The sequence below is a fragment of the Blautia sp. BCRC 81119 genome, from assembly GCF_003184505.1.
Taxonomy (GTDB): Bacteria; Bacillota; Clostridia; order Lachnospirales; family Lachnospiraceae; genus Blautia_A; species Blautia_A fusiformis.
This window is the reverse complement of the sequence record NZ_QJHD01000025.1, coordinates 30,716-56,853: the sequence shown is the minus strand read 5'-3', so window position 1 is coordinate 56,853 and position 26,138 is coordinate 30,716. Positions and strand designations below refer to the sequence as shown.

At 46.3% G+C, this 26,138-nt stretch carries 22 protein-coding genes; 13 read left to right on the top strand and 9 right to left on the bottom strand.

The window, feature by feature from the left end; genetic code table 11:
- Nucleotides 1-38 precede the first annotated feature (38 nt).
- From DMI82_RS14680 to DMI82_RS14650, 7 genes are all read left to right on the top strand, one after another.
- Complete coding sequence (locus tag DMI82_RS14680; RefSeq protein WP_110103710.1) at nt 39-881, top strand: Cof-type HAD-IIB family hydrolase; 843 nt, start codon at nt 39-41, stop codon at nt 879-881.
- 178 nt (nt 882-1,059) lie between these two features.
- Nucleotides 1,060-1,917, top strand: a complete 858-nt coding sequence (locus DMI82_RS14675) for a YitT family protein (RefSeq protein ID WP_110103709.1) — start codon at nt 1,060-1,062, stop codon at nt 1,915-1,917.
- Nucleotides 1,918-2,674: 757 nt separating this feature from the next.
- The gene (locus DMI82_RS14670; protein ID WP_110103708.1) at nt 2,675-3,364 is read left to right on the top strand and encodes a C40 family peptidase; all 690 of its coding nucleotides are present in this window, start codon (nt 2,675-2,677) and stop codon (nt 3,362-3,364) included.
- 206 nt (nt 3,365-3,570) lie between these two features.
- The gene (locus tag DMI82_RS14665; protein ID WP_110103707.1) at nt 3,571-4,884 is read left to right on the top strand and encodes a M28 family metallopeptidase; all 1,314 of its coding nucleotides are present in this window, start codon (nt 3,571-3,573) and stop codon (nt 4,882-4,884) included.
- 420 nt (nt 4,885-5,304) lie between these two features.
- On the top strand, nt 5,305-6,066 hold the full coding sequence (locus DMI82_RS14660; RefSeq protein ID WP_015525379.1) for a DeoR/GlpR family DNA-binding transcription regulator: 762 nt from the start codon (nt 5,305-5,307) through the stop codon (nt 6,064-6,066).
- Nucleotides 6,067-6,094: 28 nt separating this feature from the next.
- On the top strand, nt 6,095-6,841 hold the full coding sequence (locus tag DMI82_RS14655; RefSeq protein WP_015525380.1) for a copper homeostasis protein CutC: 747 nt from the start codon (nt 6,095-6,097) through the stop codon (nt 6,839-6,841).
- Complete coding sequence (locus tag DMI82_RS14650; RefSeq protein WP_110103706.1) at nt 6,841-9,324, top strand: transglutaminase domain-containing protein; 2,484 nt, start codon at nt 6,841-6,843, stop codon at nt 9,322-9,324. The genes DMI82_RS14655 and DMI82_RS14650 overlap by 1 nt, the downstream gene beginning before the upstream one ends.
- Before the next feature lie 185 nt (nt 9,325-9,509).
- Here the strand turns inward: DMI82_RS14650 and DMI82_RS14645 are convergent, their stop codons facing one another.
- On the bottom strand, nt 9,510-10,526 hold the full coding sequence (locus tag DMI82_RS14645; protein ID WP_015525383.1) for a LacI family DNA-binding transcriptional regulator: 1,017 nt from the start codon (nt 10,524-10,526) through the stop codon (nt 9,510-9,512).
- 3 nt (nt 10,527-10,529) lie between these two features.
- Entirely contained in the window at nt 10,530-11,594 is a 1,065-nt protein-coding gene (locus DMI82_RS14640) for a LacI family DNA-binding transcriptional regulator (RefSeq protein WP_110103705.1), read from the bottom strand.
- A gap of 243 nt (nt 11,595-11,837) precedes the next feature.
- Here DMI82_RS14640 and DMI82_RS14635 point away from each other — a divergent pair, with 243 nt between their 5' ends.
- The 6 genes from DMI82_RS14635 to nagB all read left to right on the top strand — a co-directional run bounded on the left by DMI82_RS14635 (nt 11,838) and on the right by nagB (nt 18,687).
- Entirely contained in the window at nt 11,838-13,202 is a 1,365-nt protein-coding gene (locus tag DMI82_RS14635; RefSeq protein WP_255493919.1) for an alpha-L-fucosidase, read from the top strand.
- A 64-nt stretch (nt 13,203-13,266) separates the two neighbouring features.
- Nucleotides 13,267-14,622 carry an ABC transporter substrate-binding protein gene (locus DMI82_RS14630; protein ID WP_059086268.1) on the top strand — a complete coding sequence of 452 codons (1,356 nt, stop codon included), beginning with the start codon at nt 13,267-13,269 and terminating at the stop codon, nt 14,620-14,622.
- A 90-nt stretch (nt 14,623-14,712) separates the two neighbouring features.
- Nucleotides 14,713-15,633: a carbohydrate ABC transporter permease gene (locus DMI82_RS14625; protein WP_044962507.1), complete on the top strand. Its 921-nt coding sequence runs from the start codon at nt 14,713-14,715 to the stop codon at nt 15,631-15,633.
- Nucleotides 15,634-15,653: 20 nt separating this feature from the next.
- Nucleotides 15,654-16,499, top strand: a complete 846-nt coding sequence (locus tag DMI82_RS14620; RefSeq protein ID WP_021653145.1) for a carbohydrate ABC transporter permease — start codon at nt 15,654-15,656, stop codon at nt 16,497-16,499.
- A 30-nt stretch (nt 16,500-16,529) separates the two neighbouring features.
- Nucleotides 16,530-17,840 carry an alpha-L-fucosidase gene (locus tag DMI82_RS14615; protein ID WP_021653144.1) on the top strand — a complete coding sequence of 437 codons (1,311 nt, stop codon included), beginning with the start codon at nt 16,530-16,532 and terminating at the stop codon, nt 17,838-17,840.
- A 103-nt stretch (nt 17,841-17,943) separates the two neighbouring features.
- Nucleotides 17,944-18,687, top strand: coding sequence for a glucosamine-6-phosphate deaminase (gene nagB / locus DMI82_RS14610; RefSeq protein ID WP_015525385.1), 744 nt, complete (start codon nt 17,944-17,946; stop codon nt 18,685-18,687).
- Nucleotides 18,688-18,924: 237 nt separating this feature from the next.
- Here the strand turns inward: nagB and DMI82_RS14605 are convergent, their stop codons facing one another.
- From DMI82_RS14605 to DMI82_RS14575, 7 genes are all read right to left on the bottom strand, one after another.
- Complete coding sequence (locus DMI82_RS14605; RefSeq protein WP_110103704.1) at nt 18,925-20,256, bottom strand: MATE family efflux transporter; 1,332 nt, start codon at nt 20,254-20,256, stop codon at nt 18,925-18,927.
- 725 nt (nt 20,257-20,981) lie between these two features.
- Nucleotides 20,982-21,605 (bottom strand): V-type ATP synthase subunit D, encoded by a 624-nt coding sequence (locus DMI82_RS14600; RefSeq protein WP_059086266.1) that lies wholly within the window; start codon nt 21,603-21,605, stop codon nt 20,982-20,984.
- A gap of 12 nt (nt 21,606-21,617) precedes the next feature.
- Nucleotides 21,618-23,000, bottom strand: coding sequence for a V-type ATP synthase subunit B (locus DMI82_RS14595; RefSeq protein ID WP_015525388.1), 1,383 nt, complete (start codon nt 22,998-23,000; stop codon nt 21,618-21,620).
- Nucleotides 23,001-23,015: 15 nt separating this feature from the next.
- The gene (locus DMI82_RS14590; protein ID WP_110103703.1) at nt 23,016-24,785 is read right to left on the bottom strand and encodes a V-type ATP synthase subunit A; all 1,770 of its coding nucleotides are present in this window, start codon (nt 24,783-24,785) and stop codon (nt 23,016-23,018) included.
- Nucleotides 24,778-25,365, bottom strand: a complete 588-nt coding sequence (locus DMI82_RS14585; protein ID WP_110103702.1) for a V-type ATP synthase subunit E — start codon at nt 25,363-25,365, stop codon at nt 24,778-24,780. Before DMI82_RS14585 ends, DMI82_RS14590 begins: the two co-directional genes overlap by 8 nt.
- Nucleotides 25,366-25,377: 12 nt before the next feature.
- Complete coding sequence (locus tag DMI82_RS14580) at nt 25,378-25,686, bottom strand: V-type ATP synthase subunit F (RefSeq protein WP_021653137.1); 309 nt, start codon at nt 25,684-25,686, stop codon at nt 25,378-25,380.
- 1 nt (nt 25,687) lies between these two features.
- Nucleotides 25,688-26,119: an ATP synthase subunit C gene (locus DMI82_RS14575; protein ID WP_015525392.1), complete on the bottom strand. Its 432-nt coding sequence runs from the start codon at nt 26,117-26,119 to the stop codon at nt 25,688-25,690.
- Nucleotides 26,120-26,138: the final 19 nt, after the last annotated feature.

Sequence of the window (26,138 nt, the reverse complement as noted above, 5' to 3'; positions counted from 1 at the left end):
CTTTTTGCCTGTGAGGAAAAGACAAACAGGAGGAATTTATGGAAAAATATATCATTGCAGTGGATATGGATGGAACTCTTCTGAACAGTGAGAATAAGATTTCTGAAAGGAACAGAAATGTTCTGCAGCGTCTGATCGATGACGGACATTATGTGGTGCCGGCAACCGGAAGGACCAGAGAACTGATCCCCCGGGAGTTTTCTGTGCTCCGGGGTGTGAAATGGGGAATCGTGGAAAACGGCTGTGTTGTCTGGGATTACGATAAAAATGAGATGATCTGGCGAAAAACCATGCCAAAAGGAATGGTAAGTAAAATCCTGAAGGATGTGGAAAACAGCGACGCAAAAGGCTGGATCGCAGAGGCTTATGCAAACGGAATCGCCTATTCTGATGCGGATGCCAGAGATTATGTGGCATCTGTAGCGGATAAAGATCTGCTGGAAAAAACTTTTGTAGATTATTTTCTCAGCAGACATGTATATATTAAGGATTTTTATCATCAGAAAGATATTCTGGATCAGGCAGAGAAGATCAATATTTATTTTGATGATATGGAGACCAGCAGGGCACTTCGTGAGAAATGGAAGGATCTGGATGATGTGGCAGTGACTACTTCCATCAGCGGCAATGCGGAGTTTAATGCAGCAGGCGTGGACAAGGGTGTGGGTCTTGCCATGCTTCGCACAAAGCTTGGTATTGACCGGATGCATGTGATCGCTTTCGGAGATAATGAGAATGATCTGGAAATGCTGGAGGGTGCAGGTATCGGTGTTGCTATGGGCAATTCCAAACAGTATGTAAAGGATGCCGCCAATGAGGTGACCGGAGATAACGATCATGCTGGTGTGGCGGAATTTCTGGAGAGGTTTTTCGGACTGTAAGCTGTGGTTGATCGTGCTCGTTGATATAAGGGACAGGGAAATGTATTTTTCTCTGTCTTTTTTTATTTGCATTTTTGGTGATATAAGGTATGATAAACGAAGAGGATGCGGGGATTGCTGGTTTTGACCGGTAGTTACCGGTGAAAATTATTTGAGGAGATCAGGAGGATATTTTTTAATGAAAAATCTGATACCAAAGCGTGTGATGGAGTATATCATTATCACATTTGCCGTTGTTCTGATGGATGTGGGAATTTATGTATTTAAGTTTCCGAATAATTTTTCCTTTGGTGGTGTTTCGGGTATGGCGGTTGTGTTTTCGCATTTTATTCCGATGACGTCTGCGCAGATCAACCTGGTGATCAATCTGATTTTGCTGGTGATCGGGTTTATTGTTCTTGGCCGGGATTTTGGAGTGAAGACGGCTTATGTTACGGTTGTTTCTTCTTTGCTTCTGAATGTGTTTGAGAAGGTTTTTCCTATGAACAGGGCGCTGACGGGGAATATTATGCTGGAGCTTTGCTTTGCGATCATTTTGCCGGCGCTGGCTGCGGCGCTGCTGTTTTTTGAGAATGCTTCGGGTGGTGGCACGGATATTGTGGCGATGATCATTAAGAAGTATTCTACGATGAATATTTCGGGTGCATTGTTTGCGGTGGATTGTGTGATCGTTGTTGTTTCGTTTATGGTGTTTGATCTTACTACGGGGCTTTGTTCTGTGCTGGGGCTTATGGCTAAGACGTTGCTGATCGATAAGTCTATTGAGAGAATGAAGCTGAATAAGTATTTTACGATCATTTCCAGTAAGCCGGATGAGATCTGTGAGTTTATTATGAATGGTTTGGAGCGGAGTGCTACGGTTTATCATGGGGAGGGGGGTTATTCGCATAAGGATAAGAAGATTATTCTGACGGTTGTTGATGTTAGGCAGGCGGTGTTGCTGCAGAGGTTTATTGATGAGGTGGATCCGCAGGCGTTTTTGATGGTTACTAAGAGTAGTGAGGTTGTTGGGAAGGGGTTTATGAGTTATATTTGATGCGATCGTATGGGATTATTGTATGCTGATCGTAGGTGATTGTGTATGATTGTAAGCTGATGGAATTAGGAGAGCGTTCTTTGTGGTCTGGATGGGCTGCGGGGCGCTCTTTTTTTGTGGTGGAGGGTGGAGGGCGGATGGCGGATGACGGACGCCGGGGAGACGGGTGCCGGTTGGCTCCGGGCTTCGTCGGGGGCTGCTTCTAGGCTGCCGGAATTCTGCTAAAACCGTTTTTAAAAAGTCCGAACTCGCGGCTTGCTGCCGCTCAGACAGCGGACTTTTTAAAAACAACGCAGATTTCCGCCAGCCAAGAATCAGCTCCCCTCCTGCAGAGTCGTAGCCAACCGGCACCCGTCTCCCCGGCTGTTCGATTCCGGGCAGGAGGTAGTGGTGGCTGTGTGGGGCTTCTGGCGGAAGTGTGGGGTTGATGAGGGATGGAGGATTGAGTGGATTCCCGGGAGTTGGATGAGCCATCAGCGCTGCGCTGGATGGTTGGGAGGAAAGGCTGAGTTTCTTGTGGTCTGAAGGTGAGGGATGTGCCATCGTCGCTGTGCTGGATGGCTGATTGGTGTGTGAAGGTTTTGTGAAAGGGTTTGACAGGTGGGGATTTTTATGGTAGGATACACACTTGCGTAACAAATTTAATAAAATTGTAACAAATTAGTGAGCGAGGAGCGTGGCGAAGTGGATTGTGAATCTCTGTCTGAATGGATGGATTGTGTTGCTGCGTGGTTTTCTGAGAGGAGTTTTATTGTTTATGTTTTATAAGAAATTTGCTGCTGTTGTTCTGAGTGCTGTTCTTGTGGGTGTGGTTCCTTCTGTTGTTTTTGCGGATGTGGATGGTGTCAGTGCTGTGTCTGATGGAGATGTGGAGGAGCTTTCTATTGAGGATGATTTTTCGGATGGTGCGGATTCTATTTCTGCTTTTGCCAGTGCTCTGGCGGATAAGACGGTTTCTGAGGTTCAGGGGTATCAGGAGGCGAAGGCTGAGGCTGAGGTGATCGCGCAGGAGAGGCTTGAGGCTGAAGCGGCTGCTGAGGCTGCGCGTAAGGCGGAAGAGGAGCGTAAGGCTGCTGAGGCTGCGCGTCTGGAGATGCGGCAGGGGATTGTGGATTTTGCGCTGCAGTTTGTGGGGAATCCTTATGTTTATGGTGGTACGAGTCTGACTAACGGGGCGGATTGTTCGGGGTTTGTGATGTCTGTGTTTGCGGAGTTTGGGTATGAGCTTCCTCGGGTTGCTGCAGCTCAGTGTTCGGCTTCTGAGAAGAAGAGTGTTGCGGATATTGAGGCTGGTGATCTGGTTTTTTATGGTGAGGGTTGTATTGATCATGTGGCTCTTTATATTGGTGATGGTAAGATCGTTCACGCCAGTACAGCGGCTACAGGGATCAAGGTTTCTGACTATGATTACCGGGCTCCGGCTGCGGTTGGTTCGTTTGTGGCTTAGGATATGGATATAAATGATTTACTGATATGAAATATAAACTGTCTGCGGAGATTTTTTGGCCGGGTAGGCTGAAAAATAGCTGCAGGCAGTTTTTTTGCTGAAAAATAGTGTATAATTTAACCGAATCAAGTAAGTCTCCTGCGGGTTGCGAAAAGCGATAAGCAGTGGATGGGGACTTGGAAAAAATTCAGAAAGGTTGTGGGGTTATGAATACGAAGGAAATCAGCGGCAGGCGGCAGATGGAGTTTCTGGCCGGGTTTGATTTTGTCAGAGAAGCGGGTACTGCGGGGGAAGTGAAGGCGGCGAAGATGATCCGGGATACTTTGGACAGCTTCGGAGTGAAGAATCGGATGGAGGAGTTTGATTTTTGGGGTTTTCGGATCAACAGAGCGGTGCTTAAGGTTGTGGAGCCTTATCAGAAGGAGTATGTGGTGACCGGGTATGGAAGATGTGGAAATACTGGGGCAGAAGGTCTGAAAGCGGATTTTTTGTATGTGGAGAATGGGGATGCTGTCAGTCTTTCCCGGGCGAAGGGTAAGATCGTTATGGTGAATGGCCGGGTGAGTGGTGATGTGTATCAGAGACTGGTGAGCGCCGGAGCTGTTGGTTTTATCAGTGTGGAGGGTTCTCCGCTGGATGAAGGAGTGGACAGGGTTCCCTGTCAGCGCAGCCTGCCGATGATCTTTCCGGGGGATGCAGCAGAAGAGACAGAAGGATTGTCGGAGTCTGCAGAGGATATTCACAAGATGCAGGAAAAATATAGTGGCAGGATTCCGGGGGCGAATCTTCATTATAAGGATGCAGTGGAGCTGGTGACGGAGGGTGCGTCTGAGGTGTGCTTGGTTGTGGAACAGGATGTGACGGCGTGCAGATCCCGTAATGTAGTGGCGAGGATCGAAGGTACGGATAAGAAAGATGAGATCTTGACGATTACGGCGCATTATGATTCGGTGCCGGAGGGACCGGGAGCCTATGATAATATGGCTGGGGCAGCGATCATCATGGAGCTTTGCAGATATTTTCAGCAGTATAGACCGCGCAGGACTATGGAATTTGTGTGGTTTGGTGCTGAGGAGAAGGGTTTGCTGGGCAGCCGGGATTATATCAGAGTTCATGAGAGTGAGCTTGGAGCGCATCGTTTTAATATGAATGTAGATCTGGCCGGGCAGCTGATCGGAGGAAATGTTCTGGGAGTGACGGGAGAGGCTTCTGTTTGTGATAAGCTTCTTGAGATCGCTGACGGAACAGGGATCGGAGCGTCTGCGAAGAATCAGATCTGGGGAAGTGATTCCAATTCTTTTGCATGGAAGGGAATTCCGGCCATGACTCTGAACCGGGATGGTTTTGGCATGCATACTCGTTATGATACGATTGATCTGCTGTCTGCCTGGTCGCTGGAGAGAAGTGCGATCCTTCTGGGATGTATTGCAGATGAACTGGGGAATGCGGAGGTTTTCCCGTTTGAGAGAAAGATGCCGGAGAAATTTATCGGAGAGCTGGATGAATATATGTGCAGATAGTAAAAATCTGATTTTATCTGCTCATAACTGGATATTTGTTATGGAACTGTGGGGACTTGTCTGTTTCGGGAAGAGTACAGACAAGTCCTCATAATTTATTCAATATTTTCAATGTTTATTGACCTTTATAATTCCGCAAGGGAACATGTGGCTTTGAGTCAGGGGGATATTTGCAGCTTTGTAAGGGATTCCCGGAACAGGGGGCAAGCGGAGGTTCGCAATTGAACCAGTGGAATTACTTGATTTGATTAAAATACGATAAAACAATAAAAAATAATACAAAATAATTGACAGTAAGATATCGAACTGTTATACTGAAATCACAGGCTTTCCAGGGATCAATGCGCCGGATATTGTTTTGCGGAGTATTGATTTCTGGAACTTTTATCACAGAAAAATCAGGAATGAGGAGATAGGACCATGTTTACAGAAGAACGACAGAATGCAATAGAGAAATGTCTCCGCGAAAAAGGAAAAGTCAGGGTCAAAGAATTAAGCGAGATGTTTCAGGTTACGGAGGACTGTATCCGCAAGGATCTCAAGATCCTTGAAAATGCAGGCAGATTAAAGAGGACTTACGGCGGAGCGATCCTGTCACAGGAGTATCCTCTGGAGAGAAATGTAGTAGACAGGCGTATGTACAATCTTGATAAGAAGAAAGTGATCGCTGCGAAAGCCTTCAAGCTGATCAAAAATAACGAAACGATCTTTCTGGATGTTTCCACTACAAATATAGAGCTGGCAAGGCTTATCGCTTCGTCGGGTATGCATGTTGTGGTTGTCAGCAATATGATCGATATCCTGCAGATCCTTGCTGCGAATCCGTCCATTACGGCCATAGGCACAGGGGGAACTATGTACCGTTCGGTGAATGGATTTATGGGAGCTGCGGCCATTGAGGTGATCAAGCAGTACAGCTTTGACCGGGCATTTTTGGGAAGCTGTGGCGTGGATATGACAGATTTTGCAGTTACTACATCCGGAGTGGAGGATGGATTGACCAAGAAGGCGGCAGTGCAGAGTAGCAGACATAAATATGTGGTTATGGAGAGAGAGAAGTTTTATTTTAACGAATCTTATAAATATACACATTTTGATGATATCAGCGGGATCATTACCGATGAATTTCCGGATGATACCATTGTGAACATACTGAGGAATACCGGAGTGAAATTACTCTGAGCAGACAGTAATAAAGGGGGATTTTTACATGAAAGACTATATTCTGGAAACCTGTGTGGATTCTGTGGAATCCGCCATGGCAGCAGCCGAGGGTGGTGCGGACAGATTGGAGCTTTGCAGCAATCTGATCATCGGGGGGACAACTCCCGGTCCATGGCTTTTTGAGGAAATAAGGAAGCGTTCAGATATCCGGATCCATGCGCTGATCCGTCCGCGGTTTGGAGATTTCTGTTATACAGATGCGGAATTTTCTATGATAAGGAATGCCGTAAAGGATTTCCGCAAAATGGGAGCGGAGGGTGTTGTGGTAGGTATCCTGAAACCGGATGGCACCTTGAATATGGAACAGATGAAAGAACTGATGGATGCGGCGGGAGATATGTCTGTTACGCTGCACAGGGCTTTTGATGTGTGCGCAGATCCGATCGAGGCTATGGAACAGGCAATCTCGCTGGGAATCGATACGATCCTTACCTCCGGACAGAAGAATACCTGCCTTCAGGGTGCGGAGCTTTTGAAGGAACTGGAAACCAGGAGTCAGGGACGTATCACCATCCAGGCGGGGAGTGGCGTCGGTGCGGAAGTGATCCGCCAGCTTTATCCCCTTACCGGGATCAAGGCTTATCATATGAGCGGCAAGGTTGTAACGGACAGTGCGATGCAGTTTCGCAAGGAAGGTGTCAATATGGGACTTCCGACATTCAGTGAATATGAGATATGGCGTACAGATATTGAAAATGTTCGTGCTGCAAAGAAAGTTCTGGAGGAATTATAATGGCTGAGGGGAAGATTTTTCTGAAAGAAAACCGTGATCGGATCGAAAAAAAATATCGGGAGCAGATGATGGGGTTACCGCAGGTTTTTGCGGAGATTGATAAAAAGCTTGCGGAATGCACAGACGAAGTGGCTCTGGCGTGCAAATATTTATATGCGTTCATGCCGTACAGTGATATCGGAAATTACGCGTTTGAAGTATTCCTGGATTATGCGGAGAATGGCGTATATTTATGGAAGGAAAACTCCGGGGTGGCAGAGCTGCCGGAGGAAATCTTTTTGAATTATGTGCTGTTTCATAGAGTAAATGAGGAGGAGATCGCACCCTGCCGTACATTTTTCCGCAGGGAGATCGGAGAGAGAACTGAGGGAATGAGTTTCCGGGAAGCTGCCCTGGAGGTGAACTACTGGTGTGCACAGGAGGCTACCTATCATTGTACAGATGATCGTACCCTGTCTGCACTTGCCGTATACCGCAGAGGAAACGGAAGATGCGGAGAGGAATCTGTATTTACCGTTAATGCACTGAGAAGTGTTGGTGTACCTGCCCGTCAGGTATATGCACCAAAGTGGTCTCATTGTGATGACAATCATGCCTGGGTGGAAATCTGGTGCGATGGAAGCTGGTATTTTCTGGGAGCCTGTGAGCCGGAGGAGATCCTGAATAAGGGATGGTTTACCAACGCTTCCTCAAGGGCCATGATGGTCCATTCAAGAGTTTTTGATACCATGATCCCGGAGGGAGAAGTGATCGGCAAAGATGGTATGGTGACTATGCTCAACGAGCTGAAACGATATGCACTGACAAAAGAGATCACTGTGTCCGTAAAGGATTCACATGGAAAACCGGCAGAAGGTGCAGAAGTTTCTTTTGAGGTGCTGAATTATTCGGAATATGCCCCGATCGCAGAACTGAAAACCGACAGTCTGGGAAAAGTCAGCCTGACAACAGGGCTTGGAAGTATCCATATTTCTGCAAGGATGTATGCAGAGGGAGAATGGCTGCATGCAGAAAACAGCCTGGATACAAAAACAGAGGATTGTTGTGAGATCTGTCTGATGCCCGTAGGAAAGGAAAAGGGTATTTTTTATGAGGAGTGGACGGAGATCGATATGATCGCACCTCATGATGCACCTGTAAATAAAGATATGCCAACACCGGAGCAGAAGGAAAGAGGTAGCAGACGTCTGGCAGAGGCAAACGCTTACAGGGAACAGAAGGTAAGAAACCTGAGCAATCTGGAGTGTCGGAAATTCCTGGAAAAAGAAACCGGAGATTCTTCAATGAGAAAAAAACTCCTTGAAGTCCTCACAGAGAAAGACAGAACAGACTGTATCAGCCAGGTTCTGGAGGAGCACCTGAAATTTGCATTACCGTATGAAAAAAACATGGATGCAGATATTTTTGTACCATATGTACTGAACCCGAGAGTTGACGATGAAGTTTTGCAGAAATACAGAAAAGCGATCCTTGAGCAGCTGTCGGAAGAAGAGAAAAATATGCTGCAAAAGGAGCCGGCGAAGATCTGGAAGTGGATTGAGGATAAGATCGTTTCCAGCCCGGAGAAAGAACGCAGCAGTGTGATCACCACGCCGTCCGGATGTCTGAAAACGGGAACAGGAAGTCTTCTGTCAAAGAAGATCCTTTTTGTGGCAATGGCGAGAACACTGGGGATTCCGGCACGCCTGAACCCTCATGACCGTTCCATGGAGTATATGAAAAACGGAAAATTCATCCCGGTATCTGCGGAAACGGAGAAAAAGGCATCGATCCTTCTGAAGGCAAGTGCGGATACACATTGGAAATATTTCCAGAACTGGAGCATCGCAAAACTGGAAGCCGGAAAATATATCACACGGAAGCTGGAAGCCGAAAATTTCAGAGATCAGGTGATGAAGCTGCCGCTGGAAGCGGGAAATTATAGGATCCTTACCTCAAACAGACTGCCAAATGGAAATATATTTGCAGCGGAGTATTATTTTGAGGTTCAGATCGGAGAAATGAAGAGGGTGGAGCTGGCATTTCGGAATGCAAACCTGGAAGACATGCTGGAGAATATCTCCATACCGGAATTTACTCTCAGAAAAGAAGATGGAAGCACCGTGAAGGCGTCAGAACTGACGGCAGATGGGAAGCATATCCTGGCGTTTCTGGAAGAGGAGAAAGAACCGACGGAGCATATCTTAAATGAGATGATGGAGCAGGAAGAAGCTTTTTCCCGATATGCGAAGAGGATCATTTTTGTAGTAAAAAGCAAAAAAGCGCTGGAGACCCCTACCCTTTCAAGAGCACTGGGCAAGCTTGGAAATATTCAGATCTTATATGATGATTTTTCAGAGCTCATCAATACACTGGGAAGAAGAATGTACGTAGATCCGGATAAGCTTCCGCTGATCATTGTGACAAACGGAAGCCTGAATGGGATCTATGCAACCAGCGGATACAATGTGGGAACCGGAGATATGCTGCTGAGACTGCTGTGACAGATATAACGGATATATACAGAAGGAACACAGACCGTATCATCGACTGTGTCGGTGACGGTCTGTGCCCTTTGTAAAAGCTGTGAAATTATTGCAGTGGTTCAGATGCTCAGAATATGCGGGTAGATCGGAATGAAAATGCCTGTTGTGCTTCCCGAAATTGCCGTAATAAAAGTTGCTTTGCATTACTTAGCGTCAGAAAAGAGATCACGCACGGAATCCCGGTAGATACATTCTGGCTTCAGGCGTATCGTCCTTGGAAAATCACTGTAGTCTCCGTTCATTCTGCGAAGCAGCAGATCACAGGCCTGCTCTGCCAGACCGGTCAGCGGCTGACGGACAGCGGTCAGCTGAGGAGAAAGCAGCATGGACAGTTCAAAATCATCAAAGGAGACAACAGACAGGTCTTCCGGGATCCGGATGCCAAGGCTGTAGATCGCTTCATAAATACCGAGGCATAGTGTATAGTTCGCAGAAAATACGGCAGTCGGACGTTCCGGAAGATTCCATAATTTCTGCATTGCCTGATATCCAAAGTCGTTTGTGTAATTTTCAGCGATGATATAATCGGGGTTAACCGGAATATCGTAGTCTTCCAGTGCCCGGAGATAGCCTTTTTTTCGTTCACATGCAGTATAGGATGCAGGAGAACCGGTGACAAGGGCGATCTTCTGATGCCCCATTTTTATCAGATGCTCCACGATCTCGTAGGCTCCGGAGGTACAGCTGGTCTGTACACAGTCTGTACGGTGGAAATGGCTGTGTTCTTCCAGCTCCACAACAGGAATTTTGGCGTGTTCCACAGCAGAACAGATGTCCTGGTTCAGACTGAAAGAGGTAATGATAAGGCCGTCGATCCCGGAGCGGAGCATGTGAGGGACGAATTTATTGACATGATCCTTATACTTGTCGCCGCTCATAAATGTGAGAGAATAACCGTGAGCGCGCATGGTGTTTTCTATTTTGCTCAGAAGAAAAGCATTATGCGGAGTATTGGGAGGACCGGATACCAGACCGATACGGTAAGTCTTGGAGGAACGAAGTCCCCGGGCCGTGTTTCGTGGAACGTAATTCAGTTTCCGGATCGCTTCGTCGATCTGCTTTTTGTTTTGCGGCCGTACAGTTCCGCCGTTGATATATTTTGAAATGGTGGCCAATGCCAGACCGGTTTCTCTGGCAATGTCCTTGATGGTTGCACTCATAAATCAATCCTTTCCGGATGCTGTACTGTTGTGTTCGGACAGGTCTTTTACGGAGCGCCGCGGGTGGAATACAACATCCAGCATGTCTATTTTGGGAAAATCCGTATAGTCTCCATGGATCCTTTTTAAAAGTAATTCCACAGCATGTTTCCCCATGCTTGTCAGATCCTGTGAGACGCAGGTCATAGTCGCGCTCATGGTCTTGAAAAGCGGATCATCATCAAAGCACACAAAGGAAATATCCTGAGGAACGGAAATCCGTGCCTGGCTGGCAGCGCTTAAACCGCCCATTGCGGAGAGATAGCAGTCAAAAAAAACAGCAGTAGGGGGATCGAAAGAATCAATAAGCTTCTGGAAATGCAGGTTGCTCTGGATGATCGTTTCTGCAGTGGAACCAAAAGAAACAGGGGGAAAAGAATCCGGCTGTTTCAGAAGGCCAATGCCATTTTTCTGATATACATCCACAAAGCCCTGGATCCGCTGCTCGATGGTGTAGGCGTCCAGATACTGTTCCATGATCCAGACCTTTGTGTGGCCTTTTTCCAAAAGGTGCTCTGCCAGCAGTGCACCGCCTTTGTAATTATCAGAAATAACACAGTCTACAGGAAAATGTCTCATGGAAGCAGGAATCTGATCGAGCATTACAACCGGTATGCCGGCATTCTGTAAAAGCTGGTACAGGTCATCATGCCAGCAGGATGGGAGCATGATAACTCCGTCAAAGTGCTGGGAGATAATATCCTGTATCGTATCGATCTCCTTCTGATGTTCAAAAAAGAAGGAACAGACAATAACTGTATAGCCATGATCTGTGAAATGCTTGATAATGGAGTTAACAAGCTCGCCCCAGAAATAATTACCAAGATCTGAGATCAGGATACCGATGGTATGTGTGTTTTTGGCACGGAGAAGCTGGGCATTCCGGTTTGGGGTATATCCAAGCTCCTGAATTGCCTTTTCTATAAGGATACGATTTTCTTCCCGTATTTTTTTGTGGTTTATATATTTGGAGATCGTTGCGGTGGACAGGCCTGTCGCACGGGCGATATCATTGATCGTAACGTTCATGTAAAACCTCCGGTTCTGATACATTTACAGATAATAGAGTATTTTCATATTATATCATGAAAAAGAAAATGCCTCAATACACATGGCATTTTTTACACATAAAGTATCAGAAAAAACGAGCGTATTGTACAGAAAATTGATAAAAATGAAACGTTTAACAAAACCTGATACGAAAAAGTACACAAAAACAAGACGAAATAATTGTAAAAAATAGGAAAAATGATTTTTGCCCTATGATTTTACTTGAAAAGCTGCTTCGGATGCGGTAAGATAGTCTTAACAAAAAACGAAACGTTTTATGCAACAAGAAAATCAGCTATACGAAACAAGGAGAAGGTTATGGCAGACACAAAGCAGCAGTGGTATAAAGATGCCAAATACGGATTATTCATCCATTGGGGACTTTATTCCATCCTTGCAGGAGAATGGAAAGATCCGAAGACCGGCGAGGTCACCAAGACAGACCGTATCGCAGAGTGGATCGAGAACAATCTCAACATTGACAAGGAAGATTACAGAAAGCTGAAAGATGAGTTCCATCCGGACAAATTTGACGCGGACATGTTTGTGAAAAGAGCGAAAGAGCAGTGGGGTGTTAAATATATCGTTCTTACTTCCAAGCATCACGAGGGATTCGCAATGTACGATTCCAAGGTCAGTGATTTTAATGTAGTGAAGGCTGCAGGAAGAGATATCTTAAGAGAGCTTTCCGATGCTTGTAAGAAATATGACATGACAATGGGTATCTATTATTCACAGGCTCAGGACTGGGATGATGACAATGCCTATAAGAAGGATTACGAAGACAAGAACGAATGGAAGCCGGAATTCCGTACATACTTCGATGAGAAATGCAAACCGCAGTTAAAAGAGCTTCTTGAGAATTACGATAATATTTCCCTGATCTGGTTTGATACTCCGATGGGAATGACCGCAGACGAAGCTCAGGAATTAAGAGACTGGGTTAAGGGTATTAAGCCTGACTGCATCATCAGCGGACGTATCGGACACCAGAAGGGCGATTACATGACCACCGGTGATAACTTTATTCCACGTCTTCCATACGACGGTGACTGGGAAGTACCGGCAACTGTAAATGATACATGGGGTTATAATAAATACGATACAAACTGGAAGAATCCGGATGATATCCTGAACCTTCTTCTCAAGATCGTCGGCAGAGGCGGAAATTACCTGCTGAACGTAGGACCAATGGCAGACGGAACTGTTCCGGAAGCTTGTGTTGAGGTTATGAATGAGGTTGGTAAATACGTGACTGAGAATGCGGAAGCAATTTACGGAACCAAGAATGTTGGTATCTATCCGTATGAGATCCCGAGCATTGAATTTACAAAGAGACCACATAAGCTTTACGTACACGTCCTTGCACCGAGATATCGAGTTGAACTGCTGAACATCGGTAATCAGTTAAAGGGTGCATATGTGGTAAGCACAGGAGAAAAGCTTCCGTGCCGCGCATTAAAGTGCTGCGAAGGAAACTCGATGATAGAGGTAGAGCTTCCGGAGAAGCTTCAGGGGGCAAAGAACTACTGTGTATGCCTGGAGCTTGAGGAAGAAGAGCCGATCTTTGAGGCGATCATCGATTGATCAATTTATGAACATCAATGGGAAAACTATATAATAAAAAATCATATTAAGGGAGGATTTATTCATGAAGAAACGAATGAAAAAAGTTGCAACACTGTGTCTCGCCGGTGTAACAGCAATGTCAACAGTAGGCGTAACAGGAAGCGCCGTATTTGCAAAGGGTGACACAAACTACGATGTAGACAATATGGATTTTGAAAACGTTGAGCTTCGTGTAGCATTCAGATTTAACAACGGATCTGATACAGACGGACAGGCTAAATGGTATTACAAAGCACTTGAAGAGTTCAATAAAGAGAACGAAGGAAAGATCCATGTAACAGATGAGAGTATTTCTACAGAGTCTGATTACGAAGAGAAGCTTACAACAGATTTCGCTTCCGGTAATGTACCGAACGCATTCCTTCAGTATGGCGGAAGCCGTACAAGAGAGTATGTAGATGCAGGATATATACTGGATCTGACACCATACTTTGAACAGTATCCGGAATGGAAAGAGGGAGTTCAGGATTTTGCATGGGAGACAACACAGTTTGACGGCATTGAAGGAACCTATGGTATTCCGTGGTCCGCTTATCAGCTCTGTCTCTACTACAACAAAGATTACCTTGATCAGGTTGGCGTAGATGTTCCGGAGTCCTGGGATGATCTTGTTGATGCCTGCGCAAAATTAAAAGATGCAGGAATCCAGCCATTCAACTACTCTGACAAAGATAACTATCACTTCGAGCATCTGATGAGTGCTCTTGCTCTGAAAGCTTACGGAACAAGCATCGCAGATGATCTTGCAAGCGACAAAGAGGCTTACAACGGCGAGAAGATGGTTGCAATCTATCAGAAGATGAAAGATATGATTGATGCAGGATACTGGGGAGACGGAATCCTCAGCACAGACTTCAACACAGAGAGAAATATGTTCGAGGCAGGAAAAGCTGCATTCACAGTTGACGGAACATGGAACTGCGGTAACTTCCAGAATGACTCCGATACAACTCTCTTCGATGCTCAGAAGATCGGTGTTACAAGAATTCCTTATATCGACGAAGCAAACAAGACTGTAGAGATGGGCGGCGGTTCTGATACATACTACATCACTACATTAAACAAGAGCGATGAGGAAATCGCAGCAACTGTTAAATTCATCAAATACCTTACAAGTGTAGATTCCATCAACGAAATGTGCAAATCCAGCCCGACAACATATGCTGAGAAGGTTACGATTGATACAGGTAACTATCTGCTTGACGATGTAAATGCGATCATGGCTGAGAATACAGAGTCTAAACTTGAGATTCCTACATATGACAGCAACACAGCAGCTATGGATACAATCCGTAATTCTCTTCAGGCATTAGCGACAGGCGCAAGTGCACAGGAAGTTGGAGACGATATCGTTGACAAAATGTCTGCTTACGAATAAAGAGAATTTTGACTGAACGCATGATGTGTGGATAAGAGAAACAGGGGGAAGCATCATCTGCTTCCCCTTGTTTATTACGGAGGTATACATATGGCAGGTAAATCTGTACCAAAGGTAAAACAGAAGCTGGATAAAAAAGATCTTACGCTTTCTTTAGCGTTCCTTCTTCCGGCAATTTTAATAACTGTTATTTTTGTCATCTACCCTGTTTTTGATACCGTAGGCTTATCATTCCGTAAATGGAACGGTATGTTTGGTGCGGCAAAGCAATGGGTAGGACTTGAGAACTATCAGAAGATTTTTTCAGATAAGCTGTTCTGGAATGCAATGCTCAACAGTGTGTACTTTATGATCGGTGGTTTCGTTATCCTGATGCCGCTTTCATTTGGTCTCGCAATGCTGGTAACTGCAAAGATCAAGGGAACCGGATTCTTCAGAACCTGCTACTTCCTTCCGAATATGTTAGGAACAACAGCAGTAGCCCTGATGTGGACATTTATGTTAAATCCGAACTTTGGTATCTTTAATACCATTGAAAATATTTTCGGCCTTCATGGTACGATCCCTGATGTGCTGACGATAAAGACTGTAAACGTCTGGATCGTTGTTCTGGTAAACGAATGGATGTATGCCGGATATAACATGCTGATCTTTGCAGCTGGTCTGGTGGCGATCCCTGATGAGTTAAATGAGGCTGCAGCGCTGGATGGTGCTACAGGATGGCAGAGGATCCGCTATATCATCCTTCCTCTGATGAAAAACTCCTTCAAGGTATTCTCTATTTTGTGTATTACAGGATGTCTGAAAGTATTCGATATCATCTGGGCAATGACAAGAGGAGGCCCGAACGATATCAGCTCCACACCTTCAATCATGCTTTATACACAGGGATTCTCCTATAAGCTGTTCGGACGAAGCAGTGCATACGGCGTTATTCTGTTAGTGCTGGGTGTTGTGCTGAGTCTTGTGACCAATCATTTGTTCCGTGAAGATAAAGATCTTGCAATGTAGGCGGAAGGAGAAGAGACGATATGGAAAAAACAGCTAATAAACAGAAAATGCATGGAGGAAAGATAGCGCTGTACATTATCGCGATCCTGTGGACAGTTGTTACACTGTTTCCGGTAGTAGTGACCGTAATGGCTTCCTTCAAAACAAACTCAGAGATTTACCTGAACCTGTTAAGCTTCCCTAAGAAGATTATGTTCCAGAACTATATCAGCGCAAACAAAACAGCGGATGCATTGAATACCATCAAGAACTCCCTGGTTGTAGCGACTCTGACAACTGTATTTAATACTGTAGTCGGAATGATGGCAGCATACATCTTATCAAGAAAAGATTACAAATTCCTGAAATGGGTATATGTATTCTTCATGATCGGAGTAATGGTTCCGGTTCACTGTACACTGATCCCGATCAACAACATTGCAACAGCATTAAATGCAAAGAACAACCTGTTCTTCCTGATCCTGATCTATGTTGCGTTTGGTATGTCCCAGGCGATATTCCTTTATACAGGATTCATGGATGGAATCTCCAGGAACCTGGATGAGGCGGCGATCATTGATGGATGTAACAACTGGCAGCTGCTGTGGAAGATCCTTTTCCCTGTTTGCAAGCCGATCATCGCAACAGAGGCGATCTTCGTATTCATCTATGGATACAGTGAACTTGTATTCTCCATGATCCTGATGACAGATACCAAATATTTCACAGTTTCACGTGCGATGCTGAACTTCTCTTCTGCACATACACAGGAGATCGGAAGTCAGTTTGCATATGTAGTAATGTCCGTAATTCCGATGCTTATCATTTACATCGTGTTCCATAAACAGATTGAAAAAGGTATGCTTTCCGGAGCTATCAAAGGCTGATGCTTTTAATCTAAACAGGAGGAAAAAATCATGTATCAGTTTGACAGAAAAGAATATGAAAAACGTATGGAGTGGTACCAGGATGCCCGTTTTGGAATGTTTATCCACTGGGGATTATATTCTATCCCTGCAAGAGGCGAGTGGGTACGAAGCGTAGAGGAAATACCTGAGGAAGAATATCTTCCGTTTATGAAAGAATTTGATGCAAGAGACTACAACCCGAAGCAGTGGGCAAAAGAGGCCAAGGCTGCAGGTATGAAATATGTAGTCCTGACAGCAAAACATCACGACGGATTCTGCCTCTTTGACAGCAAATACACAGACTACAAGGTAACAAACACACCGGCAGGAAGAGACCTGATCAAGGAGTATGTAGAGGCACTTCGTGAGGAAGGCCTTAAGGTTGGAATCTATTTCACACTGCTTGACTGGCATCATCCGGATTATCCGCATTACGGAGACCGTATCCATCCGATGAGAAACCACAAAGAGTGCGGAAATGAGAACCGTGATTTCTCACGTTATACAGAATATCTGTATAATCAGGTAGAAGAGATCTGTACAAACTACGGACAGATCGATATCATCTGGTTTGATTTCTCCTACGACGATATGAGAGGGGAAAAATGGGGCGCAACAAAGCTGATCAACATGGTGCGCAGCTTACAGCCGCAGGTTATCATCGATAACCGTCTGGAAGCCAGCGGAGAGGGAAGAGGATCCCTGTATGAGTGTGATCCGACACCGTACCATGGCGATTTTGTAAGCCCTGAGCAGATCATCCCGCCGGAAGGAATCTGCGATAAGGAAGGCAACCCGATGGTCTGGGAAGCATGCTTCACCATGAACAACAACTGGGGATACTGTGCAAACGACCATTATTACAAACCGGCTTCCATGCTGATCAAGAAGCTGGTAGAGTGTGTTTCCAAGGGTGGAAATATGATCTTGAACGTAGGACCGGATGCCAAAGGTAAATTCCCGAAGGAATCTTCTGCGATCCTGGCTGAGATCGGCCGCTGGATGGATAAGAATCATGACAGTATCTACGGCTGTGTACCGGCTGAAAACATTCCGAAGCCGGATTACGGACGTATCACCAGAAACGGAAACAAATACTATGTGCATATTTATGAGAATACACTGGGACCACTTCCGCTTCTGGGATTTGATAAGGATAAGATCGTGAAGGTGCGTGCGCTGGATGACGGACATGAGGTGCCGATCTCCAACGCATGGATGCACAGCGATTACCCGGATATCGCATTCGTTGATCTGGGACCTGACCCGGTACTTCCTGACCCGGTAGACTATGTTCTCGAAGTAGAGATGGCTGAGTAAAAAAACGAATCAATAATAAAAAAGAACAACAGGAAAATCAGGAGATATGTGAATCTCAGTTATCCGGTTGTTCTTTTTTACCATAAGGAGAAGGAAAAAGATTATGATCATTTATACAGGAAAAGATTACTATGACGTAAGCAGAAAAGCGGCAAACATCATGTCTGCACAGATCATCATGAAGCCAAATGCTGTTCTTGGACTTGCTACAGGCTCCACACCGGTGGGAATGTACAAGCAGCTGATCGAGTGGTACAAAAAAGGAGATCTGGACTTTTCGCAGATCACATCCGTAAATCTTGATGAATACAAAGGACTTTCCGGAGATAACGATCAGAGCTATCGTTATTTTATGAACACAAATCTGTTTGACCATGTAAATATCGATAAGGCAAGAACCTATGTGCCAAACGGACTGGAAGAGGACAGTGAGAAAGCCTGTGCGGATTACAATGAGATCATCCGCAGCGTGGGTGGTATCGATATGCAGCTGCTTGGAATCGGCGGAAATGGCCACATCGGCTTCAACGAGCCGGGTGCAGCATTTGAGAAGGAGACTCACTGCGTAGACCTTACGGAGAGCACCATCAAGGCAAATGCAAGATTCTTTGAGACTATGGATGATGTGCCGAAGCAGGCATATACCATGGGTATCAAAAACATCATGACTGCAAAGAAAATCCTTCTGGTCGCTACCGGAGAGGCAAAGGCAGATGCTCTTTACAAATCTCTCTACGGACCGATCACGCCCAACGTGCCGGCATCTATCCTGCAGCTTCACCCGGATGTGACGGTAGTGGCCGATGAAGGCGCTTTAAAGCTGATCCGTGAGAAGGGACTGCTGTAAGAGATACAGAGGAAATTTCCACGAATTAAATGAATGCAGATTACGGATATCCGTTTGAGTCAAGAGGATATCAGCGATCACTCATGGGATTTTCCTGATTTGGTTAATAAAGAAAGCTTCGATCTAACTCTCATCGATGAGCGATGTGCTCAGAGAGTGGATCGAAGCTTTTTGTGCTTTCGGGACGTAAACCTGCAGGTGGCTGCAAACAGGCCGGTGGGCCGGACATTTGCATTCTTAGGCTTTTTTCAACGTTTTGTGATAAATCATGACAGAAACGATGGCTGTAAACACCTCTGTGATCCAGAATGCGTTCCACACACCATCAGGACCCATAAAATGGGACAGAAGATATGCGGTGGGCATGATAACGACCACATAGCGGAAAAGGGAAATTACAAGGGACTGCGTGCCTTTTCCAAGGCCTTCCATGGCACCGGAAGTGGTAACGGATACAGCAGAAACAAGAAAGCCGGCGCTGATGATCTTCAGTGCTCTGGAGCCAGCGGCAATGGTTTCCGGGGTAGTTGTGAAAAGTCCCATAAGCTGTCCGGAAGCCAGGAGGCAGATAACGGTTCCAAAGAGCATGATCACACAGCTGGATTCCAGGGTGAGCCGGAAGATTTTTTTCACACGCTTCATCTCACGGGCACCGAAGTTATAACCGATCAGCGGGCGCATTCCCTGGATGATTCCGTTGGCCGGGAGATACAGGAAGGTCTGCAGTTTGTAATAAATGCCAAGGATCACCACATAGCTGTCCGAGTAAGCGGCCAGCACGGAGTTCAGAAAAGAGATCAGAAATGATGGCAGTGCCAGGTTCAGGATCGCGGGAACACCGATGGCATACAGGCTCAGATCCGTTACTTTGCTTGTTTTCAGGGTTTTGGGCGTTACACGTACAGGAATAGGCTTCAGGATATAAAAGACCATATAGACCGCAATGGTGAGCACCTGGCCGATGCCAGTAGCCAGAGCTGCGCCCCGGATACCCAGCTTCGGGAAAAAGCCGATTCCCCAGATCAGGAACGGGTCCAGGATGATGTTGCTGATACATCCCACAAGCAGGGCGAGCATGGATACTTTCATCCGTCCTACAGCCTGGAAAAGTTTTTCGAAGAAAAGGCTGATGGCAATTACTGTGGAAAACAGGAAAACGATGGTAGAATACTCCAGCCCCATCCGGATCACGGTTTCATCCTGGGTGAACATCTGAAGGAATACGGGCATAACAGCGATGCTGATCACGGTCATCAGGATCCCGTGGATCACAGACAGAAAAAATCCGTGGGTTGCGGCAGTGTCTGCCATTTTTTTGTCCCCTGCGCCAAGGTGATAGGAAACTCTGGCGTTGATTCCGATCCCGAAGCCGATGGCAACGGCGTTGATCATGTTCTGGACCGGATAGACAAGGGACAGGGCGGTCATGGCCTGCTCGCTGATCTGTGCCACGAAGAAGCTGTCCACAATGTTGTATAGTGAGTTTACAAGCATGGAAAAGACCATAGGCAGCGCCATGGACGCCAGCAGCGGGCCGACAGGCTTCTCCTTCATAAATGTGTCGTTCATGAAAAATCCTCCTTTATATCAGAATTCACAATGTAGATCATGGGAAAAAAGGTGTGCTTTTTGTGCATAATAAAAGCCACACAATCTGTCTTACTGGTGAAGGCAGATTGTGTGGCGAAAAAAGTCGGAACTGAAAAATCCACACGTTGTTTTAGCGTTTTCACCTTAACAAAAAACAGTGCTGATGTCAAGACTGCACGCAGGAAAATACCATTCTGGCAATATGCACAAAACCTGTCGAACTATGGTGGATAAGTGAAAAACTTTGCAAAAAGTTTTCCACATGACAAAAATCCGCAAATCCGCTAATAATCAAGTTATGCACAAATTTATCCACATTATCCACAAGGATAACCATGTGGATGAGCTGATTTACATAAATAAATTTAAACATATGTTTTGTGTAAAATGATAAAATTGTAAAAAGTGGGAAAAAAGTTCTTAAAACTATTGACATTTTTAAATTCTAAATATCATAAAATTTATTGCAAAAAAGACATAATATAAAAGAATAAAAACAAATAATCAGATAATAGTGAGTAAATTCTTGAAAAACTAATCTATTTAAAAGTGGGATTATCGGATGTATGGAAATGAGGATAAAAAAGAACAGTGCCCAGTTAAAACGGTCACTGCAAGGTGTTGAAAAGTTATTTTCAGATGTGGATAAGTGTGGATAACCCAAAAATCCTCCGCAGAACCGGAAAGATCTGCGGAGGATTTTTTTAACTGTTTTGTTTCATACGTTTGATCACCTTCAGACGTGTAAACTCTTCGCGCTCTTTTTCCTCCAGAGCATTAGTGATATCTCTGGTGAGGGTTTCATATCTGGGGATGGTGATGTTTTTCAGCGCATTGGCACGCTTCTGGGTTTTCTTGATGTTGGTAGCAAGACGGATGGCGGCGTTTTCGATCATGGAGAGCTGGATGGACAGCTCCTTTACACGCTCGAAGGCTGCCTTGGCCTCGTCCAGGGACAGCTTGGTGCTGTAGTAGGCGTAGGTCGGCGTGTTGCCTGCTTTTTTGTCATATTCCACAAGAGGGATCTCGGTTCCCATGACACTCCTGGTTTTGATCCGGATGGAATCTTCCACAGGAACGGTATGAGAGATCTGGTCTACGAAAGCGATTCCAATTTCCATATTTGCCTTTTGAAGAGCCGCGTAAGCGGTACGGAAGGTCTCATCGATCTGGGACTGGATATCCTTTGCCTGATCGATCAGCTCCATCATTTCACGGATCAGGATATTACGCTTTTTGTCCATAAGCTCATAGCCCTGTTTGGAAAGAGCCAGAGAGTTTTTTGCAAGTATGAGATTTCCCTTGGTGGGAAAGGTATTCGGATCCATAAAATCACCTCACTAACGGACGGTTTCTCTGTAATACTGATCCAGAACTTTGGTATCGATACGGTCGAGCTCTTCTCTTGGAAGAAGGCCAAGAAGCTCCCAGCCCTTATCCAGAGTTTCGATGATGCTTCGATTCTCTGTTTCTGACTGTCCTACAAACTCTGCCTCGAAGGCTTTTCCGAATACAAGGTACTGCTTATCCAGCGGAGAAAGCTCATCCTCACCGATAACGGATGCCAGAGCTCTTGCATCGCCTACCTTTGCGTAGCAGGAGAAGAGCTGGTTGGCAACATCCTGATGATCAGCACGTGTGAAGCCTTCACCGATACCGTCCTTCATCAGACGGGACAGAGATGGCAGAACATTGATCGGCGGATAGATCGCCTGACCGTGAAGCTGGCGGTCCAGTACGATCTGGCCTTCTGTGATATATCCGGTAAGGTCTGGGATCGGGTGTGTGATGTCGTCGTTTGGCATGGTCAGGATCGGGATCTGGGTTACAGAACCGGTGCCGCCACGGACGATTCCCGCACGCTCGTAAAGAGTTGCAAGCTCACTGTACAGATATCCGGGATAACCTTTTCGGGAAGGAATTTCACCTTTGGAGGAGGAAACCTCTCGCATGGCCTCGCAGAAGGAGGTGATATCTGTAAGGATTACCAGGATGTGCATGCCTTTTTCAAAAGCAAGATACTCAGCGGCAGTGAGGGCGATCTTCGGTGTCAGAAGACGCTCTACAACCGGATCGTTTGCAAGGTTCAAAAACATCACAACGTGATCGGAGGCACCGCTTTCCTCAAAGGTTCTGCGGAAGAATTCGGCTACGTCATATTTGACGCCCATTGCCGCAAAAACAATGGCGAATTTTTCATCGGAATCTGCTCCCAGGGAAGCCTGCTGAACGATCTGTGCAGCCAGCTTATCATGTGGAAGACCGTTACCGGAAAAGATCGGCAGCTTCTGGCCGCGGATCAGTGTGGTCAGTCCGTCGATAGCGGAGATACCGGTGTTGATATAGTTTCGTGGATATTCACGGGTTACCGGATTCAGCGGAAGCCCGTTAATGTTCAGGCTGACTTCCGGTGTGATCTCGCCAAGCCCGTCAATGGGCTGGCCGATACCGTTAAAGGTACGTCCCAGGATCTCAGGGGAAAGCCCGATCTCCATAGGATGTCCGGTAAGACGTGTGTGTGTATTGCCGAGGGACATATTGTCAGTTCCCTCAAAAACCTGGATAACGGCCTTGTCCTCATAGATTTCCACGATACGGCCGATCTTCTGAGTGCCGTCCTCCATGTGGAATTCCACGATCTCCTCGTAAGATGCATTTTTTACACCCTCAAGGACAACAAGAGGGCCGTTTATTTCACTCAGGCCAAGATATTCGATTGCCATAAACTGATCCCTCCTTTAACCGTTTCTTTCCAGTACATTGTCGTAGAAGCGGTCGATATCTTTATGATATTCATCAAAACGCTCCGGCTCTTTATTTGGAACCTCGTATTTGATGGCGATGATACGTTCAAAGATCTTATCCTCCTTCAGCACGGAAACCGGCATGCCACGGTTTACAAGGGCACGGCATTTTTCGTAGAGATAGAGGATGGTTTCCATCATCAGGAACTGCTTTTCCATAGGAACACTGGTGTCCTCCTGGTGAAAAGCGTTCTGCTGCAGGAAGCCCAGACGGATAACCCTGGCGATCTCCAGCGTCAGCTTCTGATCATCCGGAAGAACATCGCTTCCGATCAGCTTGACGATCTCCATAAGAGAGCTTTCCTGGTTGAGGATAGCCATGATCTGGTTTCTGTCATAAACGAATTTCGGGGAGACATGCTCTCTGTACCAGGGAGTCAGGTCCTCCAGATATTCGCTGTAGCTGGTCAGCCATTGGATGGCAGGAAAGTGACGGGCATAGGCAAGAGCCTTGTCCAGTCCCCAGAAACAGCGGACAAAACGTTTGGTATTCTGTGTGACCGGCTCGGAGAAATCACCGCCCTGAGGGGAAACTGCACCGATAATGGATACGGAACCTTCTGTTCCGTTCAGGTTCTGCATCATTCCCGCGCGCTCATAGAAGGCGGAAAGCTTACTTGCCAGATACGCAGGGAAGCCTTCCTCTGCAGGCATCTCCTCCAGACGTCCGGAAAGCTCACGGAGAGCCTCGGCCCATCGGGATGTGGAGTCTGCCATGATTGCTACGTCATAACCCATATCACGGTAATATTCCGCAAGTGTAACACCTGTGTAGATGGAAGCCTCACGGGCTGCAACCGGCATGTTGGAAGTGTTGGCGATCAGTGTGGTACGGTCCATCATCAGGTTTCCGGATTTCGGGTCGATCAGCTTGCTGAAGTCCTCAAGAACCTGTGTCATTTCGTTTCCGCGCTCGCCACAGCCGATGTAGATGATGATATCTGCGTCAGACCACTTGGCGATCTGGTGCTGTGTCATGGTTTTTCCTGTTCCGAATCCGCCTGGAACTGCAGCAGTGCCTCCCTTGGCAATAGGGAAAAGAGTATCCAGGATTCGCTGTCCAGTAAGGAGCGGAACGCTGGCCGGGAAACGCTTGTAGGTCGGACGTGGAACACGGATCGGCCATTTCTGGGCAAGTGCCAGTTCTTTTTCGGTTCCGTCATCAAGACGGACGGTAACGATGGGCTCCAGAACGTTATAAGCACCGTCAGGAACCGCATGGATAACGGTTCCGTGTGTGATCGTGGGCGGAACCATGGATTTGTGAAGGATGGAGGCGGTTTCCTGTGTTTCAGCGATAACCGTGCCTGCACCGATGACGTCACCTTCCTTTACGGTAATGTGGGTTTCCCATTTTTTTTCTGTGTCAAGAGAGTCAACGCTGACACCACGGGAAATATATTTTCCAGAGGCCTGGGCAATCTCTGCCAGAGGTCTCTGGATACCATCAAAAATATTGTGGATGATTCCCGGACCAAGGAGAACGGAAATGGCGTCTCCTGTTCCGATAACAGTTTCTCCGGGTTTCAGTCCTGTAGTTTCCTCAAAAACCTGTATGGTCGTCATATGTTTCTTGAGACCGATAACTTCTCCAACCAGTTTTTCGGGGCCTACATAGACCATCTCGGAGATCTTGAAGCCGGTGTCGCCCTTGAGGTAGATAACAGGACCGTTAACACCGTAGATAATACCTGTTTTACTCATGTGCTGGACCTCCGTCAAATTTGAATTCTCTGTAAGCTGCCTGATAGCCTTCCTCAAAGGAATTGTCGATGAGGATATTTTTTTCAGGGATTATCGCCTTGATTCCGCCGATAAAGGATTCATCGGAAAGCTTCAGCGGGAAACCGGTCTTTACAGTGAGAGACTTCAGACGGGGTTCATCTTCTTTTGAAAGATAGATCTGGATCTCATCGTGTTCCGCGAAGCAGACAGCTTCCTCGATCTTTGTACAAAGATATTCTTCATAGCGGGGAGATTCCATGAATTTTAGGATCTGTACCCGAACATCTGCAAAAAGTTTTTCTTTTAAGCGGCTCTGCCTGGCAGTCCAGTTTCGCCGGATGTGAAGCTGCTCTGCGGAAAGTGCCTTGTTGATCTCGCGCTTTGCGTTTGCAATCTCGGCTTTGCGGGAACTGGCAGCATTTCCCAGAGACATTTTTTTATGTTCCTCCAGTGCGGCATCCAGGGCTTCCTTGTGTTCCCGGACATCTTTTTCCGCCTGACGGCGGGCTTCTTCCACGGAGGTGTCATAGAAGTGTGTAAGCTTCTCTTCGATTGTCATAATATCACCTGCCTATAATTTTAATCCGATGGCCTCATTTACATAAGAAGTAATGAAATCAGGCCTGCGGCCGGTACCATGTCTGTCAGGAATTTCAATGATGAGAGGTGTTTTGTGATGAAGCTTGACATCATCAATGATCTCAGGAAACTCCCGGCCGAATTTTTCGGTCAGGAGTATGATTCCGATCTCTTTGTCTGCGATGGTGCGCTCTAGAGCTTCCTTCAGCTCGTCGTGCTCATGAACGATCACACCCTCTACACCGGCCAGTCTCATTCCTGTCAGAGTATCAATATTGTCACTGATCAGATACATTTTCATATCAAAGTTTACCCAGGATCATGAAAGAGATGATCAGTCCATAAAGAGCAACACCTTCGGCAAGACCTACGAAGATAAGAGATTTACCAAGGATGCTCTGATCTTCACTGATCGCTCCAAGTGCTGCGCTTGCCGCACTGGCAACGGCAATACCACCACCGATACAGGAAAGTCCGGTAACAAGTGCTGCTGCGATGTAACCCATACCTGTTGCAAGGCCTGCGTCAGCGCCTGTAGCAGCCTGTACGGAAGCTCCGCCTGCAAATGTTACTGCAATGGCAACAAGCATGATCCCGAAGAAGAAAAAGGCGTTGACACCAAGAGCTGTTTTGTAGCGGCCGCGGCTTTTTTCGCCGAGAAGATAATAACCAAATGGAAGAATGATGCTGAGTACAAGTGCAACTGCGATTGTGATCTGTGTAATGACTGTCATGATGATGACCTCCTTAATA

Bases quoted from the DNA above. Each gene is read 5' to 3' on its own strand.
- DMI82_RS14680 (WP_110103710.1), top strand. From the start codon at position 39: ATGGAAAAATATATCATTGCAGTGGATATGGATGGAACTCTTCTGAAC.
- DMI82_RS14675 (WP_110103709.1), top strand. From the start codon at position 1,060: ATGAAAAATCTGATACCAAAGCGTGTGATGGAGTATATCATTATCACA.
- DMI82_RS14670 (WP_110103708.1), top strand. From the start codon at position 2,675: ATGTTTTATAAGAAATTTGCTGCTGTTGTTCTGAGTGCTGTTCTTGTG.
- DMI82_RS14665 (WP_110103707.1), top strand. From the start codon at position 3,571: ATGAATACGAAGGAAATCAGCGGCAGGCGGCAGATGGAGTTTCTGGCC.
- DMI82_RS14660 (WP_015525379.1), top strand. From the start codon at position 5,305: ATGTTTACAGAAGAACGACAGAATGCAATAGAGAAATGTCTCCGCGAA.
- DMI82_RS14655 (WP_015525380.1), top strand. From the start codon at position 6,095: ATGAAAGACTATATTCTGGAAACCTGTGTGGATTCTGTGGAATCCGCC.
- DMI82_RS14650 (WP_110103706.1), top strand. From the start codon at position 6,841: ATGGCTGAGGGGAAGATTTTTCTGAAAGAAAACCGTGATCGGATCGAA.
- DMI82_RS14645 (WP_015525383.1), bottom strand. From the start codon at position 10,526: ATGAGTGCAACCATCAAGGACATTGCCAGAGAAACCGGTCTGGCATTG.
- DMI82_RS14640 (WP_110103705.1), bottom strand. From the start codon at position 11,594: ATGAACGTTACGATCAATGATATCGCCCGTGCGACAGGCCTGTCCACC.
- DMI82_RS14630 (WP_059086268.1), top strand. From the start codon at position 13,267: ATGAAGAAACGAATGAAAAAAGTTGCAACACTGTGTCTCGCCGGTGTA.
- DMI82_RS14625 (WP_044962507.1), top strand. From the start codon at position 14,713: ATGGCAGGTAAATCTGTACCAAAGGTAAAACAGAAGCTGGATAAAAAA.
- DMI82_RS14620 (WP_021653145.1), top strand. From the start codon at position 15,654: ATGGAAAAAACAGCTAATAAACAGAAAATGCATGGAGGAAAGATAGCG.
- DMI82_RS14615 (WP_021653144.1), top strand. From the start codon at position 16,530: ATGTATCAGTTTGACAGAAAAGAATATGAAAAACGTATGGAGTGGTAC.
- nagB (WP_015525385.1), top strand. From the start codon at position 17,944: ATGATCATTTATACAGGAAAAGATTACTATGACGTAAGCAGAAAAGCG.
- DMI82_RS14605 (WP_110103704.1), bottom strand. From the start codon at position 20,256: ATGAACGACACATTTATGAAGGAGAAGCCTGTCGGCCCGCTGCTGGCG.
- DMI82_RS14600 (WP_059086266.1), bottom strand. From the start codon at position 21,605: ATGGATCCGAATACCTTTCCCACCAAGGGAAATCTCATACTTGCAAAA.
- DMI82_RS14595 (WP_015525388.1), bottom strand. From the start codon at position 23,000: ATGGCAATCGAATATCTTGGCCTGAGTGAAATAAACGGCCCTCTTGTT.
- DMI82_RS14590 (WP_110103703.1), bottom strand. From the start codon at position 24,785: ATGAGTAAAACAGGTATTATCTACGGTGTTAACGGTCCTGTTATCTAC.
- DMI82_RS14585 (WP_110103702.1), bottom strand. From the start codon at position 25,365: ATGACAATCGAAGAGAAGCTTACACACTTCTATGACACCTCCGTGGAA.
- DMI82_RS14580 (WP_021653137.1), bottom strand. From the start codon at position 25,686: ATGAAAATGTATCTGATCAGTGACAATATTGATACTCTGACAGGAATG.
- DMI82_RS14575 (WP_015525392.1), bottom strand. From the start codon at position 26,119: ATGACAGTCATTACACAGATCACAATCGCAGTTGCACTTGTACTCAGC.